Source organism: Gilliamella apicola (genome assembly GCF_000599985.1).
Taxonomy (GTDB): domain Bacteria; phylum Pseudomonadota; class Gammaproteobacteria; order Enterobacterales; family Orbaceae; genus Gilliamella; species Gilliamella apicola.
Map to the genome: position 1 here is coordinate 903,289 of NZ_CP007445.1, position 25,798 is coordinate 929,086.

The following is a 25,798-nucleotide window of genomic DNA, read 5'->3' on the forward strand; positions in this document are numbered from 1 at the left end:
TTAAAGGGTGATGGTGAATTCAATATTGATACTACAAGAAAAAACATCAACCATCCATTAAAACGACAGTAAAAACGATTTAGATGTCAAAGATGGCGATCGGTGGAGAGTGAATAGTCGAATCTCAATTAGTTTAGACGGTAAATGTGAGTTAGCCAATCACTCTTATGCTGCTTTTTCAATACAACCACTGGTCGATCTCAGTGGTAAAGAAAATTTAAATAATGCTAGCTTTTATTTTGGTTAAAAAAATGATTGGCAATTTTAATTTAGAACAGCACAAAAAAGATTAAATTATCTATTATAAATACTGGAATCAAAATACCAATTGACCATTTCATATAACCAAAAAAGCTAGGCATAATGATTTTGCTTTGGGTTGCAATACTTTTTACCATAAAGTTAGGGGCATTACCGATATAGCTAAGTGCTCCCATAAATACAGAACCCATTGAAATTGCAAGCAAAGTCTTTTCAAGCGTAGTCATTAAGAGTGTAGCATCGCCAGAGGCTAAATTAAAAAAGACTAAATAAGTGGGCGCATTATCTAAAAATCCTGACAACAAACCTGAAAGCCAAAAATACATACTATTAATTGGGGTGTTTTGCGAATCACTTACCAAAGCAACTACTGGTGCCAATGCACCATTATGACCCTCTCTTAAAATAGCTAGTACTGGTACTATAGTAATAAAAATTCCTAAAAATAACTTAGCAACCTCAATAATTGGATCCCAATTAAATTCATTTCCTGCTCTTACTTGCTTTGGGGTAATAAGCATTGATGTAATGGTAATTATCACAAAAATGATGTCGCGCACTAAATTTGGTAATGCAATATGAACCTCTAAGAACTCAAAACTAATCGGTGATTGCCAAATACCCGACATAAGTACACCAGCAATAATTGCTACTAATAAAAATATATTCTTAATCCCATAAATCTTAACTGATTTGTTGTGTGACAAGGTCATGCCTGTTGCGGGTAATTTACCATATTGCTGACTAAAATATTTGTGATCAATCACATAAAAAATAGCCAACAATAAGATTGATGATAGCAAAACTGGCAACAGCATATGTTTAACCGTCCAACCAAAATCGACTCCTTTTAAAAAACCAATAAACAAAGGTGGATCGCCTAATGGTGTAAGACCGCCTCCAATATTGGCAACTAAAAAGATGAAAAAGATAATAATGTGCACGGCATGTTGACGATCACGATTAGCTCTAATTAAAGGTCGAATCATTAGCATAGCTGCACCTGTTGTACCCATTACTGATGCAAGCACTGTTCCTATTGCCAGCAAACCGACATTTACTTTTGGGGTACTTATTGCATCGCTTTTAATTAAAATCCCACCAGAAACAGTAAATAGCGCCAGCAGCAATAAAATAAAAGGGATAAATTCAGCAATAATGGCATGTGTTGTTAGATTTAACGTTGTTTGCCAGCCAAACGTTACCAATGCAGACAATAAAAACATCAGCGTCCAGCCTAATGTGACTTTACCATAATGATGATGCCAAAGCCTTGGTAAAAACAGCGGCATTAACGCAATTGAAAGCAAAATCCCGACAAAGGGAACACCCCAATAAATCGATAAATTATGACCATTAAAATCCGCTGCATAAATATCAAACGGCATTAAAATTAATAAAATAGATGATAGTAATGATAAATTAAAATGGGTTTTCATATCTTATTACGGGCGCTAAAGCAAAGAATTATAGCCTAAATGTACAACGTTTACCAACCAAGCTAATAATACACTAGGTAACAAGTGATTAAATATTGAATTAAAATAGTGGGAGAGGTTTGTATATTAAATCGGACTATTAAGATAACAATGTCTTAATCAATGTGTTATCAACAAAATATTGATCAATAAAATCTCATTATTTGTAAAAATTATTCAGGAGTTTATACCGTTTAAGGATTTTGTATCTATTTAATATTCAAAAGAAGATATAATTTTATTCAAGGTTTTAGCTTTTCACTATTTACTAGCATTCGTACTCATTTTTTATGCACAGTACACTTTTAAAATTAAATGACATAGACATCTGAATAATATTTACAAAATTAATTTAAATTAAACTTTTAACTTTAATGTATTAATTTGCTTACTCTAAAACTCTATTCATTATTCTATGGATATTTAAAAAATATTTTTTATCGTTATGTCGTCAATTATTTTGTCAAAAAATTTGAGCTTATGAGTAGGTTTTAGTGAAGTGAAATTTTTTGATATAAAATTTTAAAAATTTCTCAACATAAAATCACAAGATCTGTTAATCCTTTTTTGATCATGTTTAGACCACAAATTTTAATTATATTTTGTTGGAAAAACTGAATATTGGGAATAAACCAAAATTACAAAGTTGAACGATTTATTGGCAGTAAAAGTTAGCAATTCTCTCGAAATATAACTTGATAACAGCTATCCATGAAAAAAGATATTATGGGATAAGCATGTCTTATAAATGACGGTTTATTGGTTGAAAGAATTGTTTTATAAAATTAGTCATCCTAAAAATTATGATAAAGCTTTTGCTCTTTTTTATTATGTGATTACAACGTATCATTTTGAATACACTTTGTATTAGGCAAAATGTTTTAATTTAACCTAATCATAATTGCGTTTGCCTAGTTTATCGATAACGATAATATATCTTTCAACGTTTTTCCGGACTAATTTATTCATTTTGTCTTTTTTCTCTTTTTTCTTTAATAGCACAATATGTGTCTATTTTATTTACTTTCATGGTTATAAAATATCCAATTACGATTTTGGGTGATCTTTTAATTTTTATATAGGAAAAAAGACTATGAACAGCAACGAAACAACGGTGTTTATTGAAAAACTACAATCCATTGTGGGTAAGAAACATACATTAACCGATCCTGCACGTACCTTATTTTACCGTCAAGGTGCTCGTTTTGGTAAAGGCGATGCGTTGGCGGTGGTTTTGCCCGGTACGCTTGTTGAGCAGTGGCATGTATTAAAAGCGTGTGTGGAAGCTGATGTCATAGTGATTACTCAATCTGCAAATACTGGATTAACAGGAGGATCAACACCAGACGGTAATGATTATGATCGCCCAATTGTAATTGTTAGTACTCGTCGTTTGGATGGAATTAATGTTATCGAAAATGGCGAGCAGGTTGTCTGTTTACCTGGTAGTACGTTGTTTCGTTTAGAAAAAGAGTTGAAAAAATATAAGCGAGGTCCTCATTCGGTCATTGGTTCGTCTTGTATTGGAGCGTCGGTGATGGGAGGAGTGTGTAATAACTCAGGAGGAGCACTGATTCAGCATGGCCCTGCTTATACACAAATGGCGGTATTTGCTCAGCTTGATGCTCAGGGTAAGTTGCAATTGGTAAATCATTTAGGAATTGAATTAGGTAATGATCCCGATACCATTTTGCAAAATCTTCAAAATCATAATTATTCAGATAAAGATATTCAGCTCGATGCCGGTTTAGGGCATGACCATGATTATTGCGATCATGTGCGCCAAATCGATGCTGATACACCTGCAAGGTATAATGCTGATCCAGCTCGTCACTATGAGGCTTCAGGAAGTGCAGGACGGTTGATGGTATTTGCTGTTCGGTTAGATACGTTTCCTTTAGAAGAAAATACGGCGGTGTTTTATATTGGGACGAATAATACCAATGAATTGGATGATATTCGCCGTCATATTTTAGGACAATTTAAAAATTTACCTGTATCGGGCGAGTATATTCATCGAGATGCCTTTGATATAGCTGCAGTATATGGTAAACATCTGTTTTTGGCGATCCAAAAGCTGGGCACTGATACCATACCAAAGATGTATGCATTAAAGAATTTTGTCGACCGAATAATGAGTAAAATTCCTTGCTTTTCTGGTAGCTTTTCCGATAAATTTGCAGTAACTGTATGTAAATTTTGGCCAAATCATTTGCCAAAATCTCTGCGTGATTATCGTGATCGTTATGCTCATCACTTGATTTTAAAAATGTCAGATGAAGGTATTGCTGAAGCAGAAGCATTTTTGAAATCTTACTTTGATAATAGTTCAACCGCTGAAAAACGTGATGGCAGTTATTTCCGTTGTAATAATAAAGAAGCAGAGGCTGCAATGTTGCACCGTTTTGCCGTTGCTGGCGCAGCTACAGTGTATCGTAATGTGCATACTAAAACGGTTGAGGATTTAGTGGCGTTGGATATTGCTTTAAGACGCAATGATAAAGATTGGTTCGAAACGTTACCAGAAAGTATTAGTCAGCATTTCATCTATAAATTGTATTATGGTCATTTTTTCTGTTCTGTATTTCATCAAGATTATATTGCTAAAAAAGGTACTGATTGTAGTAAAGTGGAAGAAGAGATGTTAGCAATACTCGATCAGCGAGGAGCTCAATATCCAGCAGAGCATAATGTTGGGCATTTGTATCATGCTAATGAGGATTTGAAAAAATTCTATCATGAGCTAGATCCAACTAATAGCTTTAATCCAGGAATAGGTAAAACATCTAAGAAGAAATATTGGCAGTAATAGTAGGGCTGATTTTATAAGCCTTAAAATTGTCATTATTAAAAAATGATATAGTAATAACGAGTCTAATAAAAATATTACCCAATGTTTAACATTGGGTATGTATCGTTTATTGGTTTAATATGGTTTTAAAGCATGTTCTTTAATTGATATAACACTTCAAGGGCTTGTTTTGGTGATAAAGCATCAGGATCAACCTGTTTGAGTGCTTCTTCAACTTCTGATGGTTCGCTTATGGTCTCAAAACTCAGTTGCGATTGGTCAACGTGACTATTCGCAGTTTGTTTTGAAATGATTTCAAGCTCTTTTAGCTTTTGTTTGGCGCGTTTTAATACTTGTTTTGGTACGCCTGCTAATCCTGCTACCGCAATACCAAAACTTTTACTAGCAGCACCTTCAGATACTTCGTGGATAAAGGCTACCGTGTTATCATGTTCTATAGCATCAAAATGAATGTTATAAACGCCTTGCATATGTTCAGGTAATTGCGTTAATTCAAAATAATGGGTAGCAAAGAGCGTCATCGCTTTTATTTGGTTTGCTAAGTTTTCAGCACATGCCCAAGCTAAGGATAGTCCGTCATAAGTTGAAGTACCGCGTCCAATTTCGTCCATTAGCACTAGACTTTGTTCAGTTGCATTATGCATAATATTAGCCGTTTCAGTCATTTCGACCATGAAAGTTGAACGGCCTGATGCTAAATCATCCGATGCACCAATTCGAGTAAATATGCGATCAACTGGTCCAATGATTGCTTGTGATGCAGGTACAAAACTACCAATATAGGTGAGTAAAACAATTAAGGCTGCTTGGCGCATATAAGTACTTTTCCCACCCATATTTGGCCCAGTAATAATTAATAACCGTCTGTCAGGCGATAATTGCAGAGAATTGGCGATGAACGGGGTTTGTAATACTTGTTCAATCACCACGTGTCGACCATCTTTTATATTAATTCCCGCTTTATTTGCAAGCGTTGGTTGTTGATAGTTTAATGTTAGCGACCGTTCAGCAAGGTTAGTGAGTACATCAAGTTCAGCGATAGCATCGGCACTCAGTTGCATATCGGCAAGCTGTGGCATAAGTAAATCAAATAATTCATCATATAACTGTTTTTCAAGTGCTAAAGCACGACCTTTTGAGGTGAGGACTTTATCTTCATACTCTTTAAGCTCTGGAATGATGTAGCGCTCAACATTTTTAAGCGTTTGGCGTCGTGTGTAGTGAATAGGCGCTAAATGGCTTTGTCCTCGACTAATTTGAATATAATAACCATGTACAGCATTAAACCCTACTTTGAGTGTGTCTATACCTAAGGTTTCACGTTCTCTTATTTCTAGTTGTTCTAGGTAATTCGTGGCACCTTCTGCAAGATTATGCAGTTCGTCCAGTTCGGCATTGTAACCACCTGCAATGACTCCACCATCACGAATTATTACCGGAGGCGCTTCAACAATTGCTCGCGTTAAAATATCTGCAATGTGATCAAATTGGTTGATTTTAGCTCGCAAACCAACTAAAGCTGGCGCACTCAGTTGGTTTAGTAATTGCTGCATTTGAGGCAGTAAGTTATATGCATCACGCAAACGGGCAAAATCACGTGGGCGAGCGGTACGTAATGCAAGCCTAGCTAAAATTCGTTCAAGATCGCCAATCAGTTTTAACAATGGTTGAATATCATCAATATGATTTTGTAACTCACTGATCGCTTGCTGTCGGTTTTGTAATAAGGTTACGTTACGAATAGGAGCATGTAACCAGCGTTTCAGCATACGGCTACCCATTGGGGTTTGGGTTTTATCTAAAATTTCAGCAACCGTATTTTGTGTACCTCCAGATAAATTTTCGGTGATTTCAAGGTTGCGTCGCGTAGCAGCATCAAGTACCACAAAATCTAAAGCTGATTGTTTGATGATTGAACGAATATGCGGTAGGGCGGTGCGCTGTGTATCTTTCACATATTGCAGTAAACAGCCTGCTGCGCTAAGTGCATAACTGCAATCTTCTACTCCAAATCCGACTAAATCATTAGTGCCAAATTGCAAATTAAGTTGCTGTTTGGCGGTTTCAAGGTCAAAATCCCAAATTGGGCGACGTCTTAATCCATTACGTTGTTCAATCAAAGCCATTGATTGAAAATCTTCAGGATAAAGTAGTTCGACCGGATTGGTGCGCTGCAATTCAGCCTGCATTGACTCGTAACTTTCCGTTTCAAAAATAAAAAATCGTCCAGAACTAATATCAAGTGTGGCATAACCATAATGCTTTTTTGATTGCCATATTGATGCTAATAAATTATCTTTACGATCTTCTAATAATAATTCATCACTGACTGTACCCGGTGTTACAATACGGACAATTTTTCGCTCTACAGGACCTTTAGTTGTCGCAGGATCGCCAATTTGTTCGCAAATTGCAACCGATTCACCAAGGGAAATTAATTTAGCTAAATAGCTTTCAACCGCATGATAAGGCACACCAGCCATAGGAATAGGTTCACCATTAGAAGCGCCACGTTTAGTTAACGAAATATCTAAAAGCTGTGAGGCACGCTTGGCATCATCATAAAACATCTCATAAAAATCCCCCATACGATAAAACAACAAAATATCGGGATTTTCAGCTTTTAACTTAAGATACTGTCGCATCATTGGAGTATGGTTGTCAAAATTGTCTTCGTTTATCATGGTGGTATTTCTTTTTATTGTTTATATCTCAATTGGTTGATTAATTTTGTTTGTTACACTAAGAATCATAAAATCTCATAAAAATGCAGAGATGCGCAATTATTAGTGTAACCAAAAGTATAACCAAACGCATTTTTTATGGCAAATGATGAAAAAAATGGATCATCTCATCAGGCTATACTAAAGATGAGACCTACTTAAAAGCCATTAACTGTTGTGAAAGAAGATTGAGGGTTATGAATAGAATGCACAAAAACTGGTAAAAAGCGTTTTATTTATCGATATTGACGAACAGACGGTAAACTAATCGAAATGATAATCGGTTGTTTTCCTCAACTACAATTAGCCGAAGCGAGGTTAAAGCTTCAAGAGTTAAAACAAATACGAGAATTAGGGGCGCTATCCTACAAGTGAGCAAGAAGAGCAAAAACAGCAGCACGCACAATTATAACAAGAACAACTGAAAGTAACCATTTTACACTTAAAACAATAATTGATTTCTACCTAACTCAGTTAATTGAAGATCATCTCACAAGTGATGGAAAACTGATTGTAGGTACACGTAAACTTAAAAGTCAAGATGAAGTCAGGCGAATGTTATATGCAGATGTTGTAAAAGATTGGGGAAATGTTGTTAAAACAGATATCACCAGACAAGATATTATTGATTTGATTATGTCAATTGTTGAATATGGTGCGAACGATCAAGCTGGTAATGTATTAAGGGAGTTAAATGCTGTTTATGAATTTATCATTAGCTTAGGTAAAATTAATAGTAGTTTTATCAATCCCGTTGTCTTGGCAAAAAATAGCCTTAACACGATAAAATTTAAATTAACATCTCAAAAAGGAAAAGCGAGAATTATCTGAATCAGAATTGAAACAATCCCTTATTTGGCTCCCTGACAACAAATTTTCTGATAAAGTCGAGTATATTTTTATGCTGACACTTTATACAGGATGTCGTACAGTTGAATGGTGTGATACGAATTGGAACTATATTGATTTTTATAAAAAATCTTTCATATCAAGTTAACTAAGACCGAAACTGAGTAGTATGTTCAATTATCAAACTATGTCATTAGTTTACTGAAAGAGATAAAATCAACCAGTACAAAAGAATATTTGTTTATTTCACCACTGATTTGTAAACCGTTATCACAAAAAAACTGACCGAATATACATTGTGTTTACGGCGTGATAATGAAATATTGAATATTGCTCACAGGACTCCACATGATCTACGTCGAAGTGTACTAACTGGATTATTAAATTTATAATGCCCTAGTGACATTGCAGAGGCTTTGTTAGGGCATTCACATAAAGGAATTGATGGAACTTATGATCTGCATAGTTATTATAATGAATGCAATGCCGAGAATAGTTAAAGAAATGGGAGAGATTATTTGAATTGCTTAAGTTCTTTTTCTTTTTAATTTAAATAAATTATTTTTTATAATTTTGATGAGGTATTGTGTGAAACAAAAATTTTATATTGATGAAAGTGGCAATACTGGTGACTTAGTTGTATCAGAAAAAAATAATAACTTCAGTAATCAAAAATATTTTACGTTAGCTTGTGTTAGTTTGCAGGATTCACACATAAAATACCTTGAGGAATACATAGAAAAATTAAAATTAAAATACAAAATACAAGCACCAGAATTAAAATTTTCAAAGATTAATGGCTTATTGGGGAAAAAAATTGGTTTTGTTTACGAACTGTTCAAACAAATCCATAAGGAGAGCACTTTTATTATAGAACTTGTTGATAAAAAATATCTTATATGTGCTAATATTGTAATCTGCCTTGTAAATCCACCATATTTTCAAAGGGATGCAGAACAAAGTGAAATTCTTCATAAGGTGCTATGTCAATGGGTTTATGACAACATAACACTTGAATTTTTAATTAAGTTTACTAATATTGCTCGAAATCCAAGTGAAGCCGGTTTAAAAGAACTATTTGAGGAGTTACTTATTTTAGCAAAAAATGTGAGTGATCCGCTCTCAGAATATATTGTTGAATCTGTAACTGAAACTATTGATATTTTTGGTGAATTTAAAGAAGATAAAAGTTTGGATAGAGAAGCATATACATATTTCCTCCCGCTTCCTGATATGAGTAAAAAAGGGCAATTAATTGGCATACTTCCGTACATAAGTAGTTTTTGTAATATTCATGCTCGAATAAATAATTTATTTCATCGGAATTTATCAGAGGTTGAATTTATTCATGATGATCAATCATATTTTGATAATATAGTAAAATATTACCATGATAATGCAGCAGATAATACTATTGGGGAGAGCCAAAAGTTTGGCTATTCCGATTTTGTTTTCACTAATATATCTAGTTTAAAGTTTCAAAATGATAAAGCCACAATTGGATTGCAGGTAGCAGATGTTGTAGCTGGATTTATAAATAAAGCTATTCCTCTTCTTCTTGGACGTAAAAATGATTTAGATGAGAATGAACATACCATTATGATTCGCATAATAGCCCATCTATATTCTCAAAAAAGTATTAACTTTGTTTTACCTCCGAAACATAATGATTCTTTGTTTAAAATCTTTGATCGTATTTTATTCATGAACGAAAAAAGTAGTTTCTTTGAATAAACATAAAGGGCTATATTAGCCCTTTATTAATTAAAAACTATAACGAACCCTAATCATTAAATCCGTTGTACTCAGTTTTAATTCTGATTTTGCACTATTATCGTCGGTTGATACATTAATCTTGCTACTGTAAGTATAACGAGCGAGGATATTAGCCGACCAATTTTCAGTTATCTTATAGTTACTGCAGATACTTGTAGCATAAACAAAATGTGTTTTATTTTTTTAATCGGCAACAACATCTTCATTATCACCAAGAGAAACAATTCCTATACGTTCATATTTTAAAAATGCCGCACCTACACCTAATGATACGTATGGAGTAAAGTTAAATTGCTAGATAATTATTGAATCAGTTTAAAACTTCAATTTTGGCAATTGTACTAAACAACTTCAATTTGAACTCTTTAAGTTACATAACCAATTGCACATAATGGTCAATCAGTTTATATAAAAATTTAGGCGTCGATGTAGATAGTTATGTTGTATAAACATCAATAAGAATCCCTCAATATGAAATCTGAAGATATGCAAGTATTTTGTAATTATTTACAGGCGGTCTTACCTTAATTTATTTTTAATCTATCTATACAATTGGACGTGAAAAGCTGAACTTTTTGAGCTTAAATTTAAGCATTAATAAATACATATATTAATAAAGTACGTAGTTTATGCATTGTAGATTGGCTATGGCGATGTAATTGAGTCAGCAGTCATTATTGTTTTAATTTTAGGTACTATTTTTTAGTTATCTATTTTGGTAGGTTGGTTGTTTTGAGTAAGTAAATGATTTTATTGCTAATCATCTTATTGCAATAATTTCTTGTTAAAACTATTTAATGAATTCGTGTCTAAATTGATCGAATGATCTTGAATAAACTGTTAAAATTTGATAGCTTACAGCAAAGATTTTTTACATTTAAAAACACAAAAAAGAAGGTAATTGTTATGACAATCAAAGTAGGTATTAATGGTTTCGGCCGTATTGGTCGTATTGTTTTCCGTGCAGCTCAAAAACGTTCAGACATCGAAATCGTTGCTATCAATGATTTATTAGATGTTGAATACATGGCTTATATGCTTAAATATGACTCAACTCACGGTCGTTTCGACGGTACTGTTGAAGTTAAAGATGGCAAATTAGTTGTTAACGGTAAAACTATCCGCGTTACTGCTGAAAGAGATCCTGCAAACTTAAAATGGAATGAAGTAGGTGTTGATGTTGTTGCTGAAGCAACTGGTCTTTTCTTAGATGATGCAACTGCTCGTAAACATATCCAAGCTGGCGCTAAGAAAGTTGTTTTAACTGGTCCTTCTAAAGATAGCACTCCTATGTTCGTAATGGGTGTTAATGATAAAGACTATGCTGGTCAAGATATCGTTTCTAACGCTTCATGTACTACTAACTGTTTAGCGCCTTTAGCTAAAGTTATCAATGATAATTTTGGTATCGTTGAAGGTTTAATGACTACCGTTCACGCAACAACAGCTACTCAAAAAACTGTTGATGGTCCATCTCACAAAGATTGGCGTGGTGGTCGTGGTGCTGCTCAAAACATTATCCCATCTTCAACTGGTGCTGCTAAAGCTGTAGGTAAAGTTATCCCTGAATTAAACGGTAAATTAACTGGTATGGCTTTCCGTGTTCCTACTCCAGACGTATCTGTAGTGGATTTAACTGCACGTTTAGCTAAACCAGCTAAATACGAAGATATCTGTAAAGCTATCAAAGCAGCTTCTGAAGGTCCAATGAAAGGCGTTCTTGGTTATACAGAAGATGCAGTTGTTTCAACTGACTTCTTAGGTGAAGTTTGTACTTCTGTATTTGATGCGAAAGCAGGTATCCAAATCAGTGATACTTTTGTGAAACTTGTTGCTTGGTATGACAACGAAGTAGGTTATTCTAACAAAGTATTAGATTTAATCGCTGTAGTTTCTAAATAATTAGAAGCAATTCTTACTTATTTCAATAAGCGGCCTTTGGGTCGCTTTTTTTATTATAAGATTGCTACTAATTTGTAAGCACAATAAAAAGCCCATTAGTTAAAATGGGCTTTTGGTTTCATACTAATAAAGAATTTAGTTAAATAACAACAACTTCAGCTGCTGCAGGTCCACGAGGGCTATCTTGGATAGCAAATTCGACTTGTTGACCTTCAGCTAATGTTTTAAATCCGTCACCGGAAATAGCTGAGAAGTGAACAAATACGTCTTTACTTCCATCGGCAGGGGTTATAAAACCGAAACCTTTACTCTCGTTAAACCATTTTACTTGGCCTGTTTTCTTATTCATTTACTAGACATCCTAACAATAATTAATAATTTGCCTTTACGGCACGAATAGACCTTCACTTAGTATTATTAATTCAACTCAAAACTAGAAATATGATTTACATTCCATAAAAAAAGTTAATCGTTTTCATAATAAAATACTACGTCATAAGTCTGTTACTATTACCGCATAAATTATAATCGAAAGCAAGATATTAATGACAATTTTTTCATCTTAGAGTGCCGTTTTATATAAATTTTTGTTTAAAATAGACTTAATTTGATATAACGCAATTAAAATATGACGAAAAAATAATATTTATTTCGAAAGTCAAAGTTAAGCCTAAAAAAAAGAGTCACTAAATATTTTTTAGCGACTCTTTTTTTAACGTTTACTTAATATAAGTTTTGTAAATTTTTTATTTAAGTCTATTTTTTGTTAGCTCTTTCGAAAGATTCGATAATTTCTTTACGAGCTGCATCTGCGTTTTCCCATCCATCAACTTTAACCCATTTACCTTTTTCGAGTGCTTTGTATTGTTCGAAAAAGTGTTTGATTTGGGATTTTAGTAATTCTGGTAAATCCTCAACATCTTTAATATGGTCATATTCTTTTGAAAGTTTAGTATGTGGTACTGCAACTAATTTAGCATCTTCACCCGCTTCGTCGGTCATTTTTAATACGCCAACTGGGCGACAACGAATAACTGAACCTGGTTGTAATGGGTATGGAGTTGGGACTAATACATCAACAGGATCACCATCAAGAGATAATGTGTTATTGATATAGCCATAGTTACAAGGATAAAACATAGCTGTTGCCATAAAGCGGTCAACAAATACTGCGCCAGTATCTTTATCTACTTCATATTTGATTGGATCTGCATTGGCAGGAATTTCAATCACAACATAAATATCATCGGGTAATTCTTTACCAGCTGGTACATTTAAAAGTCCCATTTTTGTATCCTCTATCTAGATTAATAATAGTTTAGTTCATCAGTAATGAGCGTACATTATAAAACTTATTCTGTATCGCTCAATTCTTTTAAATATTGAAAAATTTGTCTTGCTGTTTTAGGTGGCTTATTGGATTGCAACTCTTTTTTAGCTAAACGAGCTAATGTACGCAATTGTTGCCTGTCGGCATTTGGAAATAAGCCAATAATAGTTTCAGCGTCACCCGTTTCAATAAGTTCATCACGCAACTTTTCTAATTTATGAAATATTGCTACTTGTTGATTATGGCGATTTTTAAGTTTGTTTAGAGCAAGGGTTATTGGTTCGATATCGCGACTACGAAGCAACTTACCAATATATTGAATTTGTCTTCTATAACCTTCTTTTTTGATTTTTTGCGCTAATTCGATAGCATAAAGTAAATCTTCATCAAGAGGAATTTTAACAATTTCATTTTTGCTTAGATTAACTAGCTCGATTCCGAGTTTTTTAAGTTCTTCAGCATCTCTTTTGATTTCGCTCTTACTGACGTAAATGATCTCATCTTCGATTTCGTCGACAGCTAAGTTTGGTTCTTTGATTGTCTCTTGATTTTGATTCATATGATTTCTTTTGTTAACTAAAATGCAATTCTGGCTTATTATAACGTATCACTAGCAGAATTGTAGAAAATAATAAAATGAGTATAGAACAAATCAAGAAAGACGCTTTAACCCAAAAAGAAAATTTATCCGCTATTGTTGCTCATGCTATTGAGCAAGCTAAACCAAGAGTTGATTCGGTTGAAGTTTCAATTAATCAATCCACGGGTATAAGTATCAGCACTCGTATGGGTGAAACTGAAAACGTAGAATTTAATAGCGATGGTGCATTAGGTATTACTGTTTATCAAAACCAACGTAAAGGGAGTGCCTCAACGAATGATTTATCCCCGCAAGCGATAGCCCAAACCATTGATATGGCCATCAACATTATGCAATATACTTCACCCGATCCTTATTCTGGTTTAGGTGATGTGGATTTGATGGCATTTGATGCATCTGATTTAGATCTCTTTTATCCTAGTGATTTGAATGTAGATAAAGCCATAGAGCAAGCCAAACAAGCAGAAGAAGCTGCTTTAGCTTATCCCGAGATATTAAATAGTGATGGTGGTCATTTTGGAAGCCGTTATGGTATTTATATGTATGGAAATAGTTTAGGCATGTTGAATGGTTATTGTGCAAGTTCTCATTCACTATCTTGTTCAGTTATTGCAAAAAAAGATGAGCAAATGGAGCGCAATTATGCTTTCACTTCATCTCGAGACATTAACGATCTAAAATCACCATTATGGGTTGGTCAACAGGCAGCTGAAAAAACGATTGCCCATTTAGGAGCGAAACAAATTGAGACCATGCAAGTCCCCGTTCTGTTTTGTGCCGATGTAGCGGTTGGATTATTTAGGCACTTGGTTGGTGCAATTAGTGGTGGTGCAATTTATCGTAAATCTTCGTTTTTGTTAGATAGTGTGGGTAAAACAATATTCCCATCTTGGTTAACTATTTTGGAAGATCCTTTTATTTTAAAAGGAATTGGTTCTTCACCATTTGATAGTGAAGGAACAAAAACCGTTAAACGTAATATTATTGAGCAGGGCGTTTTACAAACGTATCTATTGAGTAATTACTCAGCTCGAAAATTGAGTCTGAAATCAACAGGACATGCTGGCGGTATACATAATTGGTTAGTGTCATCAAGTCAAACAGATGCAGACTTTAATGCAATGCTAACCAAATTGGATAAAGGTGTGGTTGTGACCTCTTTAATGGGGGATGGTGTTAATAATGTCACTGGAGATTATTCACGCGGAGCAACTGGTTTTTGGGTGGAAAATGGTCAAATACAGTATCCAATCAATGAATTTACTGTCGCAGGTAATCTCAAAGATATGTATCAAAATATCGTGGCGATAGGGAATGACCTTGAAACAAGAAGTAATATTCAATGCGGATCAATTTTAATTGAAAACATAAGCATAGCTGGAAGATAATAAAACATGCAAAAACAGGAAAACAAAGGGATATTACAAAAAATAGCATTATGGATGCCAGGATTAATCAGTTTATTGCATTATAGACGGGAATATTTTAATTCTGATATAAAAGCAGGTTTATCGGTTGCGGCTGTTTCGTTACCTGTGTCAATTGCATACGCTGAATTAACAGGTGTAGGTGCAATAGCTGGATTATATTCAACAATTTTACCACTTATTGTTTATGCACTTTTTGGCTCTTCCAGACAACTTATTGTTGGTCCAGATACTGCAACCTGTGCAGTAGTTGCAGCTGTTGTTTTTCCTTTGGCTGCCAATGATCCCATCTTACGTTGGCAATTAGTTATATTGTTAACCATTATGATTGGAATATGGTGTATTATTGCCGGTAAGTTACATTTAGGGGCGTTAGCTGATTTGCTCAGTCAACCGATTCTAATTGGTCTACTTAATGGGATTTCAATCACAATTATCATTGATCAGTTGGCTAAAACATTAGGTTTTTCCTATGATTTTTCATACTTAATTGAACGAGTCGTGTATTTACCTTTTAAAATATCTGAAATGCATATTTTAACCGCGTTGGTCTCGTTTTTTACTTTTCTCATATTAGTTGCTTTGAAAAAATTAAAACCTCGTTATCCAGCACCTCTTTTTGCCGTAGTTATAATGACCCTTTTTTCATGGTTATTTAATTTCGAATCACACGGTATACGTATAATTGGTCAAGTTAGTGGCGAATTTATACCTGTCAAATCATGGATTGATTTTGATAAAGCAAAAATGCGAGACTTGGTGGTTCCATCACTGAATATAGCGGTTATCTGTTTTGTTAGCATGATGATAACGGTACGTAGTTTTGCTTCTAAAAATAATTATGAAACAAACGCAGATGTAGAATTTAGAGCTTTAGGTATGGCAAATATTGTAGCAGGATTATCACAGGGGTTTGTGGTGAGTGGTACGTCATCGCGTACTGCGGTCAATGATGCTAATGGTGGTAAAACTCAGCTTGTTTCAATTATTGCTGCGATATTAATTGCTTTCGTGGTTCTATTTTTATTATCGCCTTTACAATACATTCCTACTTGTGTATTGGGTGTGATTTTAATTTACTCTTCAATTTCTCTTATTAATTTCCAAACTATATTTCGTTTTTTCAAGTTTGATCGTGATGCATTTTACTTAAGTTTAATCACGTTTATCTCGGTATTATTGATTGGCATTATCCCGGGTATGGCGCTTGCGGTTTTGCTAGGACTGTTTCTGTTTTTACGCCGTGTTTTCAGACCAAAAGATCAACTTTTAGGGATGGATGATAGTGGTCGCATTCACTCTTTAGGTAAAGAGGTTAAACCACTAAAAAGTACAATTATTTATCGATTTAATTCTCCACTGACTTATTTTAATATCGCATATTTTAAACGAAAAATTATAAGTTATATTGACGAATCAGAAGATCCAATAAACTATGTGATTGTTGATGCAATTCCCTGCTTCACTTATAAAGATGTCAGCGTTTTACTCGGTGTTGAAGAATTAGTTAAATCTTTGAAAATTAGAAATGTTATTTTGATCCTTTCTGGTAGGCGAAGAACACTTAAAAATTGGTTTAAACAGATGAATATTGAACTTGATTCAGAGTTTATTGAATTTGCTTATGATCTCTATTTTTCAGTCAGATTAGTGCAGAGTAAAGAGCATATGGACAATAGCGAAGATGATTTGAATAGCAAAGAATTTATAGACAATGATGATGAAGATGTAAATAGCAAAAATATTGATAATTAATCATTACGCGGTTTATGAGGTATTTATGAATAAAAAAATGATTAAGATCGAAATGCTCAGTACTGGTGATGAAATATTATATGGGCAAATAATTGATACTAATGCAGCTTGGTTGTCTCAATTGCTTTTTCAAGAAGGCATCTTAATGACAGCCAGACACACAGTTGGTGATGATTTAACTCAACTTATTTGCACACTTAAACAACATAGTTTGGATAATGATATCATTATTGTGAATGGTGGTTTAGGACCAACAAGTGATGATTTAAGTGCACAGGCAGCAGCATTAGCCAATCACGAATCCCTTATATTGCATCAAGAGTGGGTGTATAAAATTGAGCAATATTTTTCAAACCGCGGTAAAACGATGCCACCAAGTAATATAAAGCAGGCTATGTTACCTCAAAGTGCTACTTTAATTGATAATCCTATTGGAACGGCATGTGGCTTTAAAATGCAAATCAATCAGTGCCTTTTATATTTTACTCCTGGTGTACCGAGTGAATTCAAAGAAATGGTGAAAACTTCGATTTTGCCTGAAATTAAATTAAGCTTTCCAACATTAGAAAAGAAATTGTGTTATCGACTGATGACGATGGGACAAACAGAAAGCGATTTAGCAACGCAAATTGATAGCAAACTTAATATACCAACTGATATTGTGGTTGGATATCGAGCAGCAATGCCAATGATTGAACTGAAATTAACGGGACCTGAGCTACAAAAAAATAAGATGGATGAATTATGGCAGCAAATTAAATCAATTGTGGCTAACAACTTCTTGTATGAAGGCGTTTTAACTCAACATGGAGATCTAGGCTTAGCAATGCTTGTTTCCAGAATTTTACTTGAGAAAGATCAAACCATCGCTGTTATTGAACAACAATCAGCAGGCGTTATTGCTCACCAACTATTTGAGTGTGAAGCGCCTCTGGTTAAGTCGGAAATCGTTCCATTGTTTCTTGAGGAGTCTAAAGCCTATTTTTTAGATATATTAACTAAGTATAGGGCTGATATCGTGCTTGGACTAGTTAATTTTAGAGAAAGGAATACCGAATTTACTTTGATTATAGCCACTTCACAACAGTTTTTAAAATTTAATTTGAGATATACAGGTCGACAACAGAATCGTCACATAACTCAAAAAATTCTTTGTGCAATCGCTTTAGATGCTTTACGCCGCTATCTTGAAAACATACCAATTATTGGAACGAATGTTTGGTTAGATTTGATTGAATAACGTTTGATAGTTTTTTGTAAAAAAGTCAGCTAGCTTGGGTTTAAAAATAATATTAATATGGACAATTTGCTATAAAATTAAGTACAATAATAGATCTTTCAAATAAAGCAATTTAGTAAAACAAATTAGAGGTAAAAATGGCTCGTGTAACTGTTCAAGATGCAGTAGAAAAAATTGGTAATCGCTTTGATCTCGTTTTAGTTGCAGCAAGACGCGCTCGACAATTACAAATTGAAAATAAATCGCCATTAATTCCAGAAGAAAACGACAAGGAAACCGTTGTTGCGTTACGTGAAATTGAAGATGGTCTTGTCAACAAACAAATTCTTGATACGGCTGATTTCCAAGCTCGTCAAGATGAAGAAGCGGAAGTTCGTTCTGCACTTCATGAATCGATTCTTCTTGATAATACTCCCTCGTACGAATAAATTCTGCTGAGAATTGCCCATGCAATATTTTGATGGTTTAAAAGAGGTTGTCACATCTTATCTTCCAGCTAAACAAGTTGAAATTATTCAAGATGCTTATCTCTTTGCTCAAAAGGCGCATGACGGGCAATTCCGATGTAGCGGTGAACCTTACATTACGCATCCAGTTGCGGTTGCTACAATTTTAGCCGATATGCGACTGGACTATGAAACAATCATCGCTGCACTTTTACATGATACTATTGAAGACACACCTGTTACCTTTCAAGATATAACGGAAAAATTTGGCAAACACGTTGCTATTTTAGTCGAGGGTGTTTCTAAATTAGATAAATTAAAATTTCGCAATAGACAAGAAGCTCAAGCTGAAAATTTTCGCAAAATGGTTCTTGCCATGACCGAAGATGTGCGCGTTATTTTAATTAAACTTGCTGACCGTACCCATAATATGCGAACACTGGGTTCATTAAGACCCGATAAACGTCGTCGCATAGCAAAAGAGACATTAGAGATTTATGCTCCTTTAGCACATCGTTTAGGTATTCATCATATTAAAACTGAGCTTGAAATATTGGGCTTTACGGCGATGCATCCTAATCGCGCAAAAGTTTTAGAAAAAGTCGTTGATGTCGCTCGCGGCACCAGAAAGGAACTAATTGAGCAAATTTTGTCAGAAATTAGAGGGCGTTTAGCCGATGCTCACATTGATGCTGTCGTAGAAGGGTTAGAAAAAAATATCTATGTGATTTATCAGAAAATGCAAATGCGTGAACAGCATTTTCACTCAATCATGGATATCTATATTTTTCGTGTTGTCGTTAAAGATGTTGATGCCTGCTACCGAGCTCTCGGTTTAGTTCATAACCTGTATAAACCACGCCTTAATCGATTTAAAGATTATATCGCCATTCCTAAAGCCAATGGTTATCAATCCTTACACTCATCGTTAATCGGTCCACATGGCACGCCAGTAGAAGTACAAATACGCACTGAGGATATGGATCAAATGGCCGAAATGGGTGTAGCCGCCCATTGGGTATACAATGAAAATGATGAGATTACTCATACTACTGCTCAAATTAAGGCACAACGCTGGATGCAAAGCTTATTAGAACTGCAACAAAGTGTTGGTAACTCGTTTGAATTCATTGAAAATGTAAAATCTGATCTGTTTCCTAAAGAGATCTATGTTTTTACTCCTAAAGGTCGTATTGTTCAATTACCAGAAGGTGCAACAGCCGTTGATCTAGCGTATGCAGTACACTCTGATATAGGTCATCAGTGTATTGGTGCAATTGTTGATCGCAAACCTTATCCGCTATCACAACCATTAAGTAATGGTCAAACGGTTGAAATTATTACTTCACCAGAAGCTCGACCTAATGCTCGTTGGCTCAGTTTTGTGGTAAGCGCCAAAGCAAGATCGCGTATTCGTCAAGCATTAAAATCGTTAAAACGTGAAGACGCCATAGTACTTGGGCGTCGATTACTCAATTTAGCGCTTGTCAACACTGGTGGAATTGAGGATCTTACAAATGAACAGATCAATAAAATTTTACTAGTCACCAAATTACAATCCTTTGATGATGTGCTTGCCGAAATTGGCTTAGGTAATATTATGAGTCACTTTATTGCCAAAGGTTTAAAGCATGATGAATTATTACAAGATCAATCTGATCCGAGTAAAACTTTAGTAATAACTGGCAGTGAAGGTGTTTTAGTTACTTTTTCAAAATGTTGTCATCCAATTCCTAATGATCCAATTATTGGTCATGTGAGTGCAGAAAAAGGTTTAATCGTGCATCATGAATCTTGTCGTAATATAACTGGTTATCAAAATAATCCTGATAAGTATATTCCTCTTAAATGGGCGACAAATATTGACCAATTTTTTGTTGCTGAAATTTGGGTAGATATTTTGAATAATCAAGGATCGCTAGGGCATATACTTTCTATCATTAATGATGAAAAAGCTCATTTACAATGGTTAAATACGGAAGAAAAAGATCGACAAATTTATACTATCATCTTACAAATTGAAGTAAAAAATTCCCAACAACTTAGTGAATTAATGCGTAAATTGTCTTTACAACAAGATGTTGTGAGTGTGACTCGCAATATTAATTAATTATTATGGCCAACCGTTTTTTCAATCACATTCCATTAATTAACTTAAGTGGAATTGGTAGTAATTTAGAAAAAAAGTTCCATACACTTGGCATTGATTCAATTCAGGATTTACTATTCCATTTTCCTTTACGTTATGAAGATCGCACTTCATCGTGCTCCATTGGTGATGTAACTATTGGTGAATATACCACAATCGAGGGTTGCATTATAAAAACTGAAGTGATCTTAAAACGTAAACAAATGTTAGTTTGTCATATTCAAGATGAATCAGGCATAGCAATATTGAGATTTATGAATTTCAATGCTGGAATAAAAGCAAGTTTAGCTCAAGGTAAGTGGGTAAGTGCCTACGGTGAAATAAAAAGTGGAAAAAATTATCCAGAAATAATTCATCCACAATATAAAATTAAAGCTAATCGAGAGGATAATGCCTTAGTTGAAGCAGGTCAGGAAAGATATACTCCTATATATTCTACAACCTATGGGTTGACTCAAAATGTTATTCGTAAACTGATTCAATCTGCTTTATTATTGTTAAAACGTAATCCACCCGCTGAGATACTACCGAGTCAATTAGCTAGACTTTTTTTGCCTGCGTTAGATTCGTTAAATATCATTCATAACCCGCCAATTGATACAGATATTAATCAATTAGTTACTGGTGAGCATCGCGCGATTAAACGATTTATTTTTGAAGAGTTACTTGCTTACCACTTAAGCATGTTGCTATTAAAAATAGATAATCAAAAACAACAAGCTTATGCCATGCGTGTTAATCAGAAATTTATAAAACCTTTTTTAGCATCATTGCCTTTTACACCTACTAATGCTCAGCAACGTGTCGTTAGAGATATTTATAAAGATATGGCTAAACCTGTTCCGATGATGCGTTTAATTCAAGGAGATGTAGGATCAGGTAAAACCTTAGTTGCCGCATTGGCGGCATTAAATGCCATAGAAAATAATCAACAAGTTGTCTTAATGGCACCGACCGAGATTTTAGCTGAACAGCACTATAACAATTTTAAACAATGGTTTGAACCGCTTGGCATAAAAGTGGATTGGTTATCTGGACGCCTAACTACAAAAAATAAAAAGCTACGTTATGAAGGCGTACAAAGTGGCGATATCACTATGTTAATTGGTACACATGCTGTTTTTGTTGATAAAGTTGAATTTGCAACATTAGGTTTGGTGATTATTGATGAACAGCATCGATTTGGTGTGAATCAGAGATTAACATTGTGGGAAAAAGGTATAAAAGAGAGTATGCATCCTCATCAATTAATTATGACTGCAACCCCGATACCAAGAACGCTGGCAATGACAGTTTATGCTGATTTAGATGTATCTGTGATTGATGAATTACCTCCAGGCCGCACGCCAGTAACAACGGTTGTTATTCCTAATTCTCGCCGAGAAGAGATCATCGAAAAAGTTAATCAAGCTTGTTTGAGTGCTCGGCAAGTTTATTGGGTTTGTACTTTAGTTGAAGAGTCAGAAACACTTGATGCCCAAGCTGCCGAAATTTTGGTTGAAGAATTGCGTGAGCGATTACCTAATTTATCCATTGCATTAATACATGGCAAAATGAAATCAGATGAAAAACAGTTGGTGATGCAAAACTTTAAAGCTGGTAACACTCAACTTTTAGTTGCAACAACGGTAATTGAAGTCGGTGTTGATGTACCTAATGCGAGTTTAATGATAATTGAAAATGCTGAACGACTTGGGTTAGCTCAATTACACCAATTACGTGGGCGAGTCGGTCGGGGTAGTGCTGTTTCTCATTGCGTTTTAATGTACCAAGCCCCACTTAGTAAGGTAGCCCAAGCCAGAATGAGAGTCATGCGTGAGAGCAATGATGGTTTTGTTATTGCCCAAAAAGATCTTGAAATTCGTGGTAGTGGTGAAATTTTAGGGACGCGTCAAATGGGTGTGGTAAACTTTAAAATCGTTGATTTAATCCGTGATCAACATCTGATTAGTGAAGTACAAAAAACATCTGATTATCTTCAGCAAAATTACCCGCAAGTCGCCCAGCAATTAATAGCTTGCTGGCTTCCTGATCGTCAAAAGTACATCAATGCTTAGTATTAAACTTTTGTTTAGTTTCCAATCTAGTCAATCAGAACAAATATAACACTAATACGATTATCTTTTTTTATAAATAATTTCGTTAGGAATCCTTTTGTAAAAAAGTTTCAGATTATGCCTACGTTTCAGTTAAAAATGACTAGCATAATAATAGCGTTGTTATGCTCTAACGCTAAATACTCACATAAATCAGTAAAAGCAGACATAGTAATAGATCTTCTTTTTTGACTGAATAAAAGTAAGATTGTAAAAAAGTTTAAGATTATGCCTACGTTTCAGTTAAAAATGGCTTGAATAATAATAGCGCTGTTATGCTCTAACGCTAACTGCCCACATATTTCAATAAAAAAGACCTGTGTATGGATTATTAAATAACGTTTAAAAATTTATCAATACAAAATAATTGGATACACCTATTTTTTTATTGATAACGTTGTATAGGTTCTTTAAGACTCATTTAATCCAAAAGAATTAAAAATTAGATTGAATGCTGCAACATAAGTAAGCAAATGAATAATTTGATATCAAAGTAATATATAACGATTTGATTATTTATGCTTTGCACGGATATGGCTATCGTGTAATATAGTCGGCATCATACAAATGAAATAATTGTGAATGTTCTATGAAATCACCTATAAAACTACTTTCTATACTTTTAGTTACATTGACATTATTGGGGTGTGGACTGAGAGGGCCTCTTTATATGCCTGCTGAAAATCCAACAGCATCAATGGATTCGTATTCAATTAACCAAACATCATAACGGAATAGCTTATGGATTTTCTACATTATCAAAACGGTCAATTGTTTGCTAATCAAGTTGCTATATCTGATTTGGCTGAGCAATATGGTACACCACTTTATGTTTACTCATCAGATTATATCACTAAACAGTTTTTAGCTTATCATCAAGCCTTAAATGATACGAATCACTTAATCTGTTATGCAGTTAAGGCCAATAGTAATTTATCTGTATTAAATCAATTGGCAAATTTAGGTGCAGGATTTGATATTGTATCCCAGGGTGAGTTGGAACGCGTGCTAAAAGCGGGGGCGGATGCTAACAAAGTTGTCTTTTCTGGTGTGGCAAAATCAATTGTAGAAATTGAACGCGCACTGACTGTGGGTATCAAATGTTTTAATGTTGAGTCTGAACCTGAGCTTTACCGAATCAATGATATTGCTAAAAGATTGAATAAAGTTGCCACAATTTCATTAAGAATTAACCCTGATGTTGATGCCAAAACTCATCCCTATATTTCAACTGGATTACGTGAAAATAAATTTGGTATTAGTTATCAGTTAGCGTTAGATGTCTATCGTAAAGCCAAATCATTATCGAATATCAAAATAGCAGGCATTGACTGTCATATCGGCTCTCAGTTAACCGAATTATCGCCATTTCTAGATGCAGCTGATCGTATTGTGGCATTAGTTGACGAATTAAAGGCTAATGACATCAATATTGAGCATATTGATTTAGGTGGAGGTCTTGGTGTTTGTTATAATGATGAAAAAACTATATCACCTTTACAACTTGTTACTGAGTTGAAAAAGAAATTTGCAAAATACGCTAATGTTGAGCTTTTATTTGAACCTGGTCGGTGTATTGTTGCCAATGCGGGACTATTAATTACGAAAGTTGAATACACTAAGCATCAAGATGGTAATCATTTTGCAATTGTGGATGCGGGTATGAATGATTTAATTAGACCAGCCCTATATGACGCTTGGATGCGAGTTTTACCAGTAAAAGAGCCAAAATCATCTGATGAGACCTTGATATATAATGTAGTAGGTCCTATTTGCGAATCAAGTGATGTATTGGCTCATCAACGAGATCTTTCGGTTCAACAAGATGATTTATTAGTGGTTTGCAGTGCTGGTGCTTATGGATTTTCTATGGCATCGAATTATAATAGTCACCCAAGACCTGCTGAGGTGATGCTGATTGGCGAGCAACAACATAAAGTTATTCGTCAGCGAGAGTCATTTGACGATTTATGGCGAGGTGAATCCCTATAATAAATAAAATTTCTGATGATTTGCAAACTCAGTAATAGATTTTCATTCATCAGTTATGTGATGACCTTATCCGGTAATATAACTCAATAGATAATTATGTTTTTCTCAATAGAAGGTAGAAATAGATGAACTTTTCAAAAATGCATGGACTCGGAAATGATTTTATGGTCATTGATGCGGTAACCCAAAATGTTCATCTTTCCACTGAAATGATTAAACGTCTTGCTGATAGATATACAGGAGTTGGTTTTGATCAACTTTTGGTTGTCGAGCCACCTTATGCTCCAGATACCGATTTTCATTATCGAATTTTCAATGCTGATGGTAGTGAAGTTCAGCAGTGTGGAAATGGAGCCCGTTGTTTTGCACGTTTTGTTCGTTTAAAAGGTTTAACTAAAAAACGTACTTTAAAAGTTAGCACGATGAAAGGTAATATTGTGTTAGTTGTTAATGATGATGAGACGGTAAGAGTTAATATGGGGCAACCAATTTTTGAGCCGAACAAAGTACCATTTAAAGCAGTCAAAGAAGAAAAAACATACATCATTCGTGCCCAAGAGCGCACAATATTATGTGGCGTTGCTTCAATGGGTAATCCTCATTGTGTTCTCCAAGTAGATAATGTTATTACCGCAGAAGTAGAAAAATTAGGTCCATTATTAGAACAGCACGAACGTTTTCCTGAACGAGCCAATATTGGTTTTATGCATATTATCGATCGTAATAATATCAATTTACGCGTATTTGAACGTGGCGTTGGTGAAACCCAAGCTTGTGGAACTGGAGCATGTGCCGCTGTCGCAGTTGGTATTAATCAAGGATTACTCAACAGCAAAGTTAAAGTAAACTTGCCAGGAGGTAAGCTAGTCATAGAATGGCAAGGAGTAAATAAACCGCTTTACATGACGGGACCAGCTACGCATGTTTACGATGGATTTATTGCAATTTAAATTTGGTTTAA

At 34.5% G+C, this 25,798-nt stretch carries 18 protein-coding genes and 1 pseudogene; 14 read left to right on the forward strand and 5 right to left on the reverse strand.

The genetic code is table 11. The annotated features are described in order from the left end of the window. Window positions 1–91 precede the first annotated feature (91 nt). Window positions 92–247 (forward strand): annotated as a pseudogene (locus tag GAPWK_RS14450) (carbohydrate porin); the annotation flags it as partial. Between the two features lie 22 nt (window positions 248–269). Here the strand turns inward: GAPWK_RS14450 and GAPWK_RS04155 are convergent. Further along, on the reverse strand, window positions 270–1,700 hold the full coding sequence (locus GAPWK_RS04155) for a sodium:proton antiporter (RefSeq protein WP_025315026.1): 1,431 nt from the start codon (window positions 1,698–1,700) through the stop codon (window positions 270–272). Between the two features lie 1,132 nt (window positions 1,701–2,832). On the opposite strand from GAPWK_RS04155, the gene dld reads away from it, so the two are divergent. Next, entirely contained in the window at window positions 2,833–4,548 is a 1,716-nt protein-coding gene (gene dld, locus GAPWK_RS04160) for a D-lactate dehydrogenase (RefSeq protein WP_025315027.1), read from the forward strand. Between the two features lie 128 nt (window positions 4,549–4,676). Here dld and mutS read toward each other — a convergent pair whose 3' ends face one another. Then, window positions 4,677–7,235: a DNA mismatch repair protein MutS gene (gene mutS, locus GAPWK_RS04165; RefSeq protein ID WP_025315028.1), complete on the reverse strand. Its 2,559-nt coding sequence runs from the start codon at window positions 7,233–7,235 to the stop codon at window positions 4,677–4,679. 594 nt (window positions 7,236–7,829) lie between these two features. Here mutS and GAPWK_RS14455 point away from each other — a divergent pair. The 3 genes from GAPWK_RS14455 to gapA all read left to right on the forward strand — a co-directional run bounded on the left by GAPWK_RS14455 (window position 7,830) and on the right by gapA (window position 11,801). Continuing rightward, window positions 7,830–8,105 carry a hypothetical protein gene (locus GAPWK_RS14455; protein ID WP_025315029.1) on the forward strand — a complete coding sequence of 92 codons (276 nt, stop codon included), beginning with the start codon at window positions 7,830–7,832 and terminating at the stop codon, window positions 8,103–8,105. Between the two features lie 606 nt (window positions 8,106–8,711). Next, window positions 8,712–9,857, forward strand: a complete 1,146-nt coding sequence (locus GAPWK_RS04175) for a DUF3800 domain-containing protein (protein ID WP_025315030.1) — start codon at window positions 8,712–8,714, stop codon at window positions 9,855–9,857. A gap of 948 nt (window positions 9,858–10,805) precedes the next feature. Continuing rightward, a complete protein-coding gene (gene gapA / locus GAPWK_RS04180; protein WP_025315031.1) occupies window positions 10,806–11,801 on the forward strand; it encodes a glyceraldehyde-3-phosphate dehydrogenase in 996 nt (331 codons plus the stop codon). 139 nt (window positions 11,802–11,940) lie between these two features. Here the strand turns inward: gapA and cspE are convergent, their stop codons facing one another. The 3 genes from cspE to yjgA form a co-directional block, all read right to left on the reverse strand. Further along, window positions 11,941–12,150 (reverse strand): transcription antiterminator/RNA stability regulator CspE, encoded by a 210-nt coding sequence (cspE, locus tag GAPWK_RS04185; RefSeq protein ID WP_025315032.1) that lies wholly within the window; start codon window positions 12,148–12,150, stop codon window positions 11,941–11,943. A 407-nt stretch (window positions 12,151–12,557) separates the two neighbouring features. Then, window positions 12,558–13,088 carry an inorganic diphosphatase gene (gene ppa, locus GAPWK_RS04190; protein ID WP_025315033.1) on the reverse strand — a complete coding sequence of 177 codons (531 nt, stop codon included), beginning with the start codon at window positions 13,086–13,088 and terminating at the stop codon, window positions 12,558–12,560. A gap of 65 nt (window positions 13,089–13,153) precedes the next feature. Further along, window positions 13,154–13,690, reverse strand: a complete 537-nt coding sequence (gene yjgA, locus GAPWK_RS04195) for a ribosome biogenesis factor YjgA (RefSeq protein WP_025315034.1) — start codon at window positions 13,688–13,690, stop codon at window positions 13,154–13,156. A gap of 77 nt (window positions 13,691–13,767) precedes the next feature. On the opposite strand from yjgA, the gene pmbA reads away from it, so the two are divergent. From pmbA to dapF, 9 genes are all read left to right on the forward strand, one after another. Further along, window positions 13,768–15,120: a metalloprotease PmbA gene (gene pmbA, locus GAPWK_RS04200; protein ID WP_025315035.1), complete on the forward strand. Its 1,353-nt coding sequence runs from the start codon at window positions 13,768–13,770 to the stop codon at window positions 15,118–15,120. Window positions 15,121–15,126: 6 nt separating this feature from the next. After that, window positions 15,127–16,914, forward strand: coding sequence for a SulP family inorganic anion transporter (locus GAPWK_RS04205; RefSeq protein WP_202961690.1), 1,788 nt, complete (start codon window positions 15,127–15,129; stop codon window positions 16,912–16,914). A gap of 25 nt (window positions 16,915–16,939) precedes the next feature. Beyond that, the gene (locus GAPWK_RS04210; protein WP_080692423.1) at window positions 16,940–18,154 is read left to right on the forward strand and encodes a CinA family nicotinamide mononucleotide deamidase-related protein; all 1,215 of its coding nucleotides are present in this window, start codon (window positions 16,940–16,942) and stop codon (window positions 18,152–18,154) included. 137 nt (window positions 18,155–18,291) lie between these two features. Beyond that, window positions 18,292–18,582, forward strand: a complete 291-nt coding sequence (gene rpoZ, locus GAPWK_RS04215; RefSeq protein WP_025315037.1) for a DNA-directed RNA polymerase subunit omega — start codon at window positions 18,292–18,294, stop codon at window positions 18,580–18,582. 19 nt (window positions 18,583–18,601) lie between these two features. Then, a complete protein-coding gene (gene spoT / locus GAPWK_RS04220; protein WP_025315038.1) occupies window positions 18,602–20,710 on the forward strand; it encodes a bifunctional GTP diphosphokinase/guanosine-3',5'-bis pyrophosphate 3'-pyrophosphohydrolase in 2,109 nt (702 codons plus the stop codon). Window positions 20,711–20,715: 5 nt separating this feature from the next. Then, window positions 20,716–22,806: an ATP-dependent DNA helicase RecG gene (recG, locus tag GAPWK_RS04225; RefSeq protein ID WP_025315039.1), complete on the forward strand. Its 2,091-nt coding sequence runs from the start codon at window positions 20,716–20,718 to the stop codon at window positions 22,804–22,806. A 628-nt stretch (window positions 22,807–23,434) separates the two neighbouring features. Further along, on the forward strand, window positions 23,435–23,575 hold the full coding sequence (gene lptM, locus GAPWK_RS14460; protein WP_080692424.1) for an LPS translocon maturation chaperone LptM: 141 nt from the start codon (window positions 23,435–23,437) through the stop codon (window positions 23,573–23,575). An 11-nt stretch (window positions 23,576–23,586) separates the two neighbouring features. Next, window positions 23,587–24,837, forward strand: coding sequence for a diaminopimelate decarboxylase (lysA, locus tag GAPWK_RS04230; RefSeq protein WP_025315040.1), 1,251 nt, complete (start codon window positions 23,587–23,589; stop codon window positions 24,835–24,837). A gap of 125 nt (window positions 24,838–24,962) precedes the next feature. Continuing rightward, complete coding sequence (dapF, locus tag GAPWK_RS04235) at window positions 24,963–25,787, forward strand: diaminopimelate epimerase (protein WP_025315041.1); 825 nt, start codon at window positions 24,963–24,965, stop codon at window positions 25,785–25,787. The last annotated feature ends 11 nt before the right edge of the window (window positions 25,788–25,798 follow it).

Bases quoted from the DNA above. Each gene is read 5' to 3' on its own strand.
- dapF (WP_025315041.1), top strand. From the start codon at position 24,963: ATGAACTTTTCAAAAATGCATGGACTCGGAAATGATTTTATGGTCATT.
- rpoZ (WP_025315037.1), top strand. From the start codon at position 18,292: ATGGCTCGTGTAACTGTTCAAGATGCAGTAGAAAAAATTGGTAATCGC.
- cspE (WP_025315032.1), bottom strand. From the start codon at position 12,150: ATGAATAAGAAAACAGGCCAAGTAAAATGGTTTAACGAGAGTAAAGGT.
- yjgA (WP_025315034.1), bottom strand. From the start codon at position 13,690: ATGAATCAAAATCAAGAGACAATCAAAGAACCAAACTTAGCTGTCGAC.
- mutS (WP_025315028.1), bottom strand. From the start codon at position 7,235: ATGATAAACGAAGACAATTTTGACAACCATACTCCAATGATGCGACAG.
- GAPWK_RS14455 (WP_025315029.1), top strand. From the start codon at position 7,830: ATGTTATATGCAGATGTTGTAAAAGATTGGGGAAATGTTGTTAAAACA.
- ppa (WP_025315033.1), bottom strand. From the start codon at position 13,088: ATGGGACTTTTAAATGTACCAGCTGGTAAAGAATTACCCGATGATATT.
- lptM (WP_080692424.1), top strand. From the start codon at position 23,435: ATGAAATCACCTATAAAACTACTTTCTATACTTTTAGTTACATTGACA.
- pmbA (WP_025315035.1), top strand. From the start codon at position 13,768: ATGAGTATAGAACAAATCAAGAAAGACGCTTTAACCCAAAAAGAAAAT.
- recG (WP_025315039.1), top strand. From the start codon at position 20,716: ATGGCCAACCGTTTTTTCAATCACATTCCATTAATTAACTTAAGTGGA.
- lysA (WP_025315040.1), top strand. From the start codon at position 23,587: ATGGATTTTCTACATTATCAAAACGGTCAATTGTTTGCTAATCAAGTT.
- GAPWK_RS04205 (WP_202961690.1), top strand. From the start codon at position 15,127: ATGCAAAAACAGGAAAACAAAGGGATATTACAAAAAATAGCATTATGG.
- gapA (WP_025315031.1), top strand. From the start codon at position 10,806: ATGACAATCAAAGTAGGTATTAATGGTTTCGGCCGTATTGGTCGTATT.
- GAPWK_RS04210 (WP_080692423.1), top strand. From the start codon at position 16,940: ATGAATAAAAAAATGATTAAGATCGAAATGCTCAGTACTGGTGATGAA.
- spoT (WP_025315038.1), top strand. From the start codon at position 18,602: ATGCAATATTTTGATGGTTTAAAAGAGGTTGTCACATCTTATCTTCCA.
- dld (WP_025315027.1), top strand. From the start codon at position 2,833: ATGAACAGCAACGAAACAACGGTGTTTATTGAAAAACTACAATCCATT.
- GAPWK_RS04155 (WP_025315026.1), bottom strand. From the start codon at position 1,700: ATGAAAACCCATTTTAATTTATCATTACTATCATCTATTTTATTAATT.